The 6,025-nt window shown below is 56.5% G+C and carries 7 protein-coding genes and 2 pseudogenes; 1 reads left to right on the forward strand and 8 read right to left on the reverse strand.

What is annotated here, in order from left to right; all coding sequences use genetic code 11:
• Positions 1–104, forward strand: a pseudogene (locus tag I8N66_RS35385) (electron transfer flavoprotein subunit alpha/FixB family protein); the annotation flags it as partial.
• Positions 105–546: 442 nt separating this feature from the next.
• Here the strand turns inward: I8N66_RS35385 and I8N66_RS35390 are convergent.
• From I8N66_RS35390 to I8N66_RS35425, 8 genes and pseudogenes are all read right to left on the reverse strand, one after another.
• Positions 547–1,170 (reverse strand): TetR/AcrR family transcriptional regulator, encoded by a 624-nt coding sequence (locus I8N66_RS35390; RefSeq protein ID WP_291164602.1) that lies wholly within the window; start codon positions 1,168–1,170, stop codon positions 547–549.
• Positions 1,161–1,964 carry a 3-methyl-2-oxobutanoate hydroxymethyltransferase gene (panB, locus tag I8N66_RS35395; RefSeq protein ID WP_291164605.1) on the reverse strand — a complete coding sequence of 268 codons (804 nt, stop codon included), beginning with the start codon at positions 1,962–1,964 and terminating at the stop codon, positions 1,161–1,163. Before panB ends, I8N66_RS35390 begins: the two co-directional genes overlap by 10 nt.
• A gap of 916 nt (positions 1,965–2,880) precedes the next feature.
• The gene (locus I8N66_RS35400) at positions 2,881–3,186 is read right to left on the reverse strand and encodes a YciI family protein (protein ID WP_291164608.1); all 306 of its coding nucleotides are present in this window, start codon (positions 3,184–3,186) and stop codon (positions 2,881–2,883) included.
• On the reverse strand, positions 3,174–3,599 hold the full coding sequence (locus I8N66_RS35405; RefSeq protein WP_291164610.1) for a hypothetical protein: 426 nt from the start codon (positions 3,597–3,599) through the stop codon (positions 3,174–3,176). The genes I8N66_RS35400 and I8N66_RS35405 overlap by 13 nt, the downstream gene beginning before the upstream one ends.
• Positions 3,596–3,721, reverse strand: a complete 126-nt coding sequence (locus I8N66_RS35410; protein WP_291164613.1) for a hypothetical protein — start codon at positions 3,719–3,721, stop codon at positions 3,596–3,598. The genes I8N66_RS35405 and I8N66_RS35410 overlap by 4 nt, the downstream gene beginning before the upstream one ends.
• A gap of 265 nt (positions 3,722–3,986) precedes the next feature.
• Positions 3,987–4,104, reverse strand: a pseudogene (locus I8N66_RS35415) (IS3 family transposase); the annotation flags it as partial.
• A gap of 350 nt (positions 4,105–4,454) precedes the next feature.
• Positions 4,455–4,880 (reverse strand): heme-binding protein, encoded by a 426-nt coding sequence (locus I8N66_RS35420; RefSeq protein WP_291164616.1) that lies wholly within the window; start codon positions 4,878–4,880, stop codon positions 4,455–4,457.
• 396 nt (positions 4,881–5,276) lie between these two features.
• Positions 5,277–5,582 (reverse strand): hypothetical protein, encoded by a 306-nt coding sequence (locus I8N66_RS35425; RefSeq protein ID WP_291164619.1) that lies wholly within the window; start codon positions 5,580–5,582, stop codon positions 5,277–5,279.
• Positions 5,583–6,025 lie beyond the last annotated feature (443 nt).

Consider the following 6,025-nt stretch of genomic DNA (forward strand, 5'->3'; position numbering starts at 1 on the left):
TCGCAATCAACAAGGACGAAGAGGCGCCGATCTTCCAGGTCGCCGACTACGGCCTGGTTGCTGATCTCTTCGACGCTCTGCCGGAGTTGCAGAAGACGCTTTGAGAGTGCGGGCTTCCTTGATGGGCCATGGCTGTAGGGGGCACAGAAAAGCCTGAACATTCGAAAGCCGCGCAATCGCTAACCCGACCCCCTGTTGCCCCGTTGTTGTGATAGCTCAAAGTTGCGCACATGCGGTAATGTGCAAGTGTACCGCTCCATTCTGCGAAAGTATGCGGCCAATAGGAGCGGCTATACGCGCTACTTTGCAGCTAGGACGACCGCAACGGCGACCGGCTCTTAGAACGCAAGCCCTCCGCCCAGGTCCTCAAGTGCCTCGCGAAATCTGCCAACGTGGCAATTATCTGCATTCAAGGCACCGGCGGACCAAAAGCTAGCTGACCGGCGTCAGTACTTCCGGTTCTTCCGATCTGCCCCCGAGTTGCGTTCGCTGATAGGTTGGCAAGTGACAGGCTTCTCTCCGGTCCGCCACATTTACGACACGGGTTCAGGCACTTGCCGCATCGTCGAACTGTGACGAATAGCCGGATAAAAACACTGTAATAATTCTGCTGACACTGAGATCATAGTTGGGCATGTCGGGCACCTCAAAAACAAGATCGCGGACGCCATAGTAAAAAAGCCCGTTATGTAGGTTCCAAATAACCTCCAATTCCTCTGCCTTGATTGGGACTTCCATGGGGTCTGGCAACTTCAGTTCATGCCTGACTTCATGGGCAATGACTAAGATGATATTGGTCATCAGCAGCTCAATATATTTCATATTAAGCTCACGCCCTTTCAAACCCGCGTAGAGATAGAGTCGCAGCCAAGTCCTGGAACGTGTTGCGCGGCCGAAAGCTTTATAAAAATCGATCAGCCGTTCTTTGAGAGGCCTCGCGCGATCAGAGATAAGCTGTGTCCATTCCTCACTAAAATGATCCTCAAGGATTGAGGAATAGACTGCCTCCAACAGCTTCTCCTTCGTTGCAAAATACCGATAAATTAGCGGTTGCGTGACGCCTAGCGCGTCAGCGAGCTTATGGGTCGAAGCCTCAAATCCATTCTCGGCAAATAATTCAATGGCCCGGTCAAGCAGCATTGAACGACGTTGCTCTTTCTTTAGACGCATTTGCATGCTCTTGCGCCGGGGCCGTCACGCACCTCGAGCGCGTGACCCTGTACTGCGCTCGACACGAGCAGTCCAAGCTCTGCAAAACGCTTTACGAATTTGAAGTCGTCGAACAGACCGAACATGTCGTCGGCGACAAGCACTTGTCCGTCGCAGGCCACGGATGCTCCGACCCCTATCGTTGGAACGAAGAGCGACGTAGTGATTTCTCTCGCGAGAGACTCGACGGTGCCTTCGATCACCAGCGCGAAAGCGCCCGCCTGCTCAATCGCGGCGGCGTCGCGTCGGATCTTTTCGGCCTCGGCGTCGGAATGCTCCATTGAACGAAACCCGCCTGCGGTGTTGACGAGTTGCGGCATTAGGCCAATGTGGCCGAACACTGGAATACCACGCGCGACCAGAAACTCGACCGTTTCGGCCATCTCCTCTCCGCCCTTGAGCTTCACCCCGTCGCAACCAGTGTCTTGCATGAGCCTCAACGCGTTCTCAAAAGCACACTCCTTCGAGACTTGGTAGCTGCCGAAGGGAAGGTCCACGATCACACAGGCCCGCTCCACACCTCGCATCACCGCGCGACCGTGTGCTGTCATCATGTCGAGACTCACACTGGCGGTGGTATCCATCCCGTAAAGGACCATCCCCAAGGAGTCACCGACGAGAAGGAGATCGCAATACGGGTCCAGCAGCCTGGCGATAGGCGTCGTGTAGGCTGTGAGGCATACCACACGGTCCCTGCCCTTCATTGCGCGGATCGATGCCGTAGAAAGTCGCTTCTGCTTGGCATGGGTGCTCATTCGTTTTCTCCTATGCGCGAGGGTCTCACCCCTAGTCGGGTGAATGGTAAACTCGTCCACTAAAAGGATGTTGAGATCGGTCGGATGGGTGAGGTTCGCGACATTGCGATGCACGAACGCGTCAACGTGTCATCACGTCGACACGCACACGGTTGTCGGTTCTAACCAAATATGCACGGGCGAGTGCGGCGTCGAATGCTGCTCGATGTAGGCGCCGCCGCTGCCTTGCGCTCAGAAGGCCACGTCCTGTTTGTGCCAAGAGATCCTCGATCATTCCATCGCTCCGCTAACGAGAATTGGACAAGAACCACTCCTGATTGCCGCGAGGAATCCAGCCGTCAGGCGATACGACGTCCCGATGGTGAAATCGACGGCTCGCTACGACAATATGCCTAGCGGACGCTGAGGGTTGAAGACCTCACGCACTGTAGCGTGTTAGAGGCGAGAACGGCGGCAGATCGCCGGACCGCGGCTGGGATGCGTTCGGATGCGGTGTTTCCGAAGCCGAAAACAGAATCTGCGAGGCCGCGCCACTTCCAGCCAATAGCGCGACAGGGCGGACGTTTGGCGCCCGACCGCGCGCGCGGCATCTGCGATCCTGCCGTAATCAAGCGCGGCGCCGGAGCAAGTTGACACGTGAAAGCCCGCAATCGCGTCTTAGCCGTGCGGTTGAACGACTTCGAGCTACAAAACGGGTGATACCGATACAACGACCTTTGTGGGTAAGCGATCCTTCTGTAACGGGTTGTGCGTCAATCCCTTGTGAGCTTAATCCTTCGCCGAGTGCTTGCTTCTGTTCGCGGTCGAAGCTCGGCCGGTGCTATACGGGGTCTGCTGAGGACAGATTGGCCAGTCTAAGAGGCGCAGTCCACCTCGTGCTGCAGATCGCATAACGGCCTACCCCATCTCAATACGGTTATTCCGTCGGCACTATGCAGTTTCCGCGATTGTCGATCGTTGCTTTCCATTCGTAGACCGCAACGTTCTGATAAACACTATGGATAACAGATGGATCAGCTGCGCTGAAGGCCTCCAACTCATCCACGGCATGCACTTCGGCAAGCACCATGCCGCCGATCTGATCGCCGGCATGGCTGAGGATGGGGCCAGACAGAACAAGCTGCAATGCCGTCTCCCGGAGATACTGTTTGTGCGACTCGAGGTATAAGCGCCTTTCGTCGCTTTTTTCGGGATCCGAGTATGCAACCCTTACTGCAAGCATAGTTTGGGCTCCTCGTTCACCAGATTGACAATGCCGCCACGCGCCGCGGCCTGCTTGACCGCAAGCGTGGCTTCCAGCGTCTTCATGCCGCCGCGGGCATCTAGGAGTGGCGCCACTTCCCGCCGGGCGACCTTACAGAAATGCGTGAGCTGTAGGACCAATGGGTCGGCTTCTGGGGCGATTGCCCGTTCGATCTGGATCGGCCGTCCCCAGTGTGGCTGGCCGCCATAGTGCCAGAGGTCTAGCTTGGGAACACCGAGCGAGCCCTCAGTTCCGGCGATCCAGTAGCAGGACTCGTCAGTCTTCGGGTACATCTTGTTCTCGCCGGCTGTCATTTCCCAACTCCACGGCGCCGAGGCACTGTCGGAAATGCTCAGCGTTCCCAACGCACCATTGGCGAAGCGCAGGATCATTGGGCGGCAGTATCCTCCACCGGGAATTCTCGGACAGCGTTTGATTCCGCTGCCTGAACGCTGACGATGTCACCACAGAGATTGCGCAGGTCGTCGATGACATGAATCAGGTTGATCAGCACGACGCCGCCGCCTGGCTCGCGCCGCCCTTGGCGTCAGGTGCTGTCTTAGTCAGTACAAGATCCTGCGACGATCCTTTCGGGACGCCCACTTCGTTGCCGGCGAGATGGCCGGTCCTTTGACCGCGAGCGTCTTCCCAGCATCGTGCTCAGCCTCTAGTATAGCGCAACCATGAAACGTTGAACGTAACATAAACCGGGCAAGTCTGGGAAGCTCTGGCATTGGCCCCGACGAATTTGTTGAACAGGTACGAGAGTGGTTATAAGCCGGCGGAAACGCAAAGCTTTCATCTTTCGCAGCGTTGCGGCCGGTAGTGGCGATGAGCCGGGGTCTGATATCCGAACAATGAGTGGGGCCAGGAATAGTTGTCGTCGTCCGCCCATTCGAATGGCTGATGCGTCCGAGCAGGCTGGACACTCTTTATGACGCTGTGGATGGGCATTGGTAGGGTGGCAAGCTCCTCGTAACCGAAGCGATCGCGGATCCCATGCAAACAGAAGAAAAAAAGCGGCGCGAATGACGAGATCTCACCCCGCTAAGGCCGTTGTACTATCTACCGCTGCCGCTTTCGGAGCTTCGACGGAACACTTTGTAGTGGAAGCGGCTTTTCCAAAGCGGAGAGGAGTTGATCGCTTACCGTCCATGAGGACCTCATTGCAGCACGAGAGAGTGGGGAGGCGGATGCCGCCGAAGAATCATGTGTCTCCACCTCCTGTACTCAAAACTTGGTTCGACTCACTTGAGGGATCTCATGAAGACCTCAACGCCACTCTGCGCGCATTCTATATCCTGGGCCGGAGTTCCAGAACTCAATCCGATTGCGCCGACTACTTTGTCATCGACGATGACCGGCACCCCTCCTCCAACAATCATCAACCTTCCGCCGATAGCCGTGTTGATGCCATATGCCGGACTACCGGGTTGGCTTGCAGACCCATAGCTCTCCGTGGTCCGCTTCGCTCCGGCCGCGGTATACGCCTTGTCCTGCGCGATTATCGTGCTGGTGACTTTGCCTCCATCCATCCGTTCGAATGCGATCAACTGGCCGGATTCATCGCAGACGGCGATGCACATCGGGACGCCTATCTCCTCAGCCTTTGCGCTGGCGCCGGCGATCAGCAGCCTTGCATCCTCCAAACTCAGGCGTTGAATCGTTAGCATCGGATCCCCACTCCATAATTGTTGCATTCTCGACAAACTACTATCCACGTCGAATTCAAGTTAGATGCGCGATAGAACAAAGTCATTTGCCAGCAAGGAAACAGTCGCATGAAAGATCTCGGCGGCCTCGACACAATCACAAGGGTTGTGGACCGGGGGTCCTGCGTCATCACGTTGTCATGCCTGACCGGGGGTTCGCGCGTGTGGCATGACCCGGTGGTTCGACGACCACGTCGGAAAACAGGTCGAAAGTCGTCTACCTCGTCTATATCTACCGCGTTTGGGGCAAGGCGAGCGTTGCGTACAGCCGCACGGATAAGACACCTGATTGTCGGTTCCAGTCGGCAGAGCCCGTGGCTCAGCACATCAATCTGGAGTCGGCATAAAAATGGAGGCTCACGAAACAGATACGCCGCCCGGTCGATCGCGAGGGGCTTCCAGGGCGGAATTCATCTCTTTGGCGTTCAATGTACCCCGTGTCGCGATCAGGTAAGCCGCCATATAGGTGAGCTTCATCCTCGATTCCCGATCGCCCTGGGGCCTATAATCGACGATTGCCAGCCAGCCGGCTTCTTCATCCCGCGCTACGCCCAACAGTCGGTTTGCATAGGCGACATTCGTCAGTTCGCCGGCTGCCCTCTGCTCATCCCACGCACGAACGGCATCCGTGGTTGCCAGTTGCGCGGCGATGTGGCGATCTATCAACTCACCAAGGCAAACAGCGGTTTCCACCCCGCTTAGTTCCGCGTTTACCTTCCCACCGCTAGGTCCCAAGATTTCCAGATACGAAATACCGTCGGAAGCTAACGCGCTCAAAGCCGAGCGCATTCTTGCAGAATAGGCTCCGCTGTTATGGGACCGAAGCGAACTTGATAGGATGTCGGTCTCTATGCGGCGTTGAAACGCTGATGTCGACGACATTGGCATGATTGAGTGCCTCACCGGTGGCAAAAGACCCCCTCCTTCCAATAGTTGCGCGCTTCATCTCGGAGGCGCTAAAAAGTTGCATCCAGTCGATAAGACGGTGATTTGAGGGCCGATGGCACGAGAGGGCACGAAACCTAGCGAAGCGAAACGAAATCAGGGCCTGTAAGTCGTTGATTAAGAATGGAAAGTTATTTCTTCCGCCGTCGAAAGACGGGAGT

The sequence above is a fragment of the Ensifer sp. SSB1 genome (genome assembly GCF_016652895.1).
Taxonomy (GTDB): domain Bacteria; phylum Pseudomonadota; class Alphaproteobacteria; order Rhizobiales; family Rhizobiaceae; genus Ensifer.

What these genes read in the sequence shown, in the direction of transcription:
- I8N66_RS35405 (WP_291164610.1), bottom strand. Translation starts at nt 3,599, where the DNA reads ATGATCCTGCGCTTCGCCAATGGTGCGTTGGGAACGCTGAGCATTTCC.
- I8N66_RS35390 (WP_291164602.1), bottom strand. Translation starts at nt 1,170, where the DNA reads ATGCGTCTAAAGAAAGAGCAACGTCGTTCAATGCTGCTTGACCGGGCC.
- panB (WP_291164605.1), bottom strand. Translation starts at nt 1,964, where the DNA reads ATGAGCACCCATGCCAAGCAGAAGCGACTTTCTACGGCATCGATCCGC.
- I8N66_RS35400 (WP_291164608.1), bottom strand. Translation starts at nt 3,186, where the DNA reads ATGCTTGCAGTAAGGGTTGCATACTCGGATCCCGAAAAAAGCGACGAA.
- I8N66_RS35420 (WP_291164616.1), bottom strand. Translation starts at nt 4,880, where the DNA reads ATGCTAACGATTCAACGCCTGAGTTTGGAGGATGCAAGGCTGCTGATC.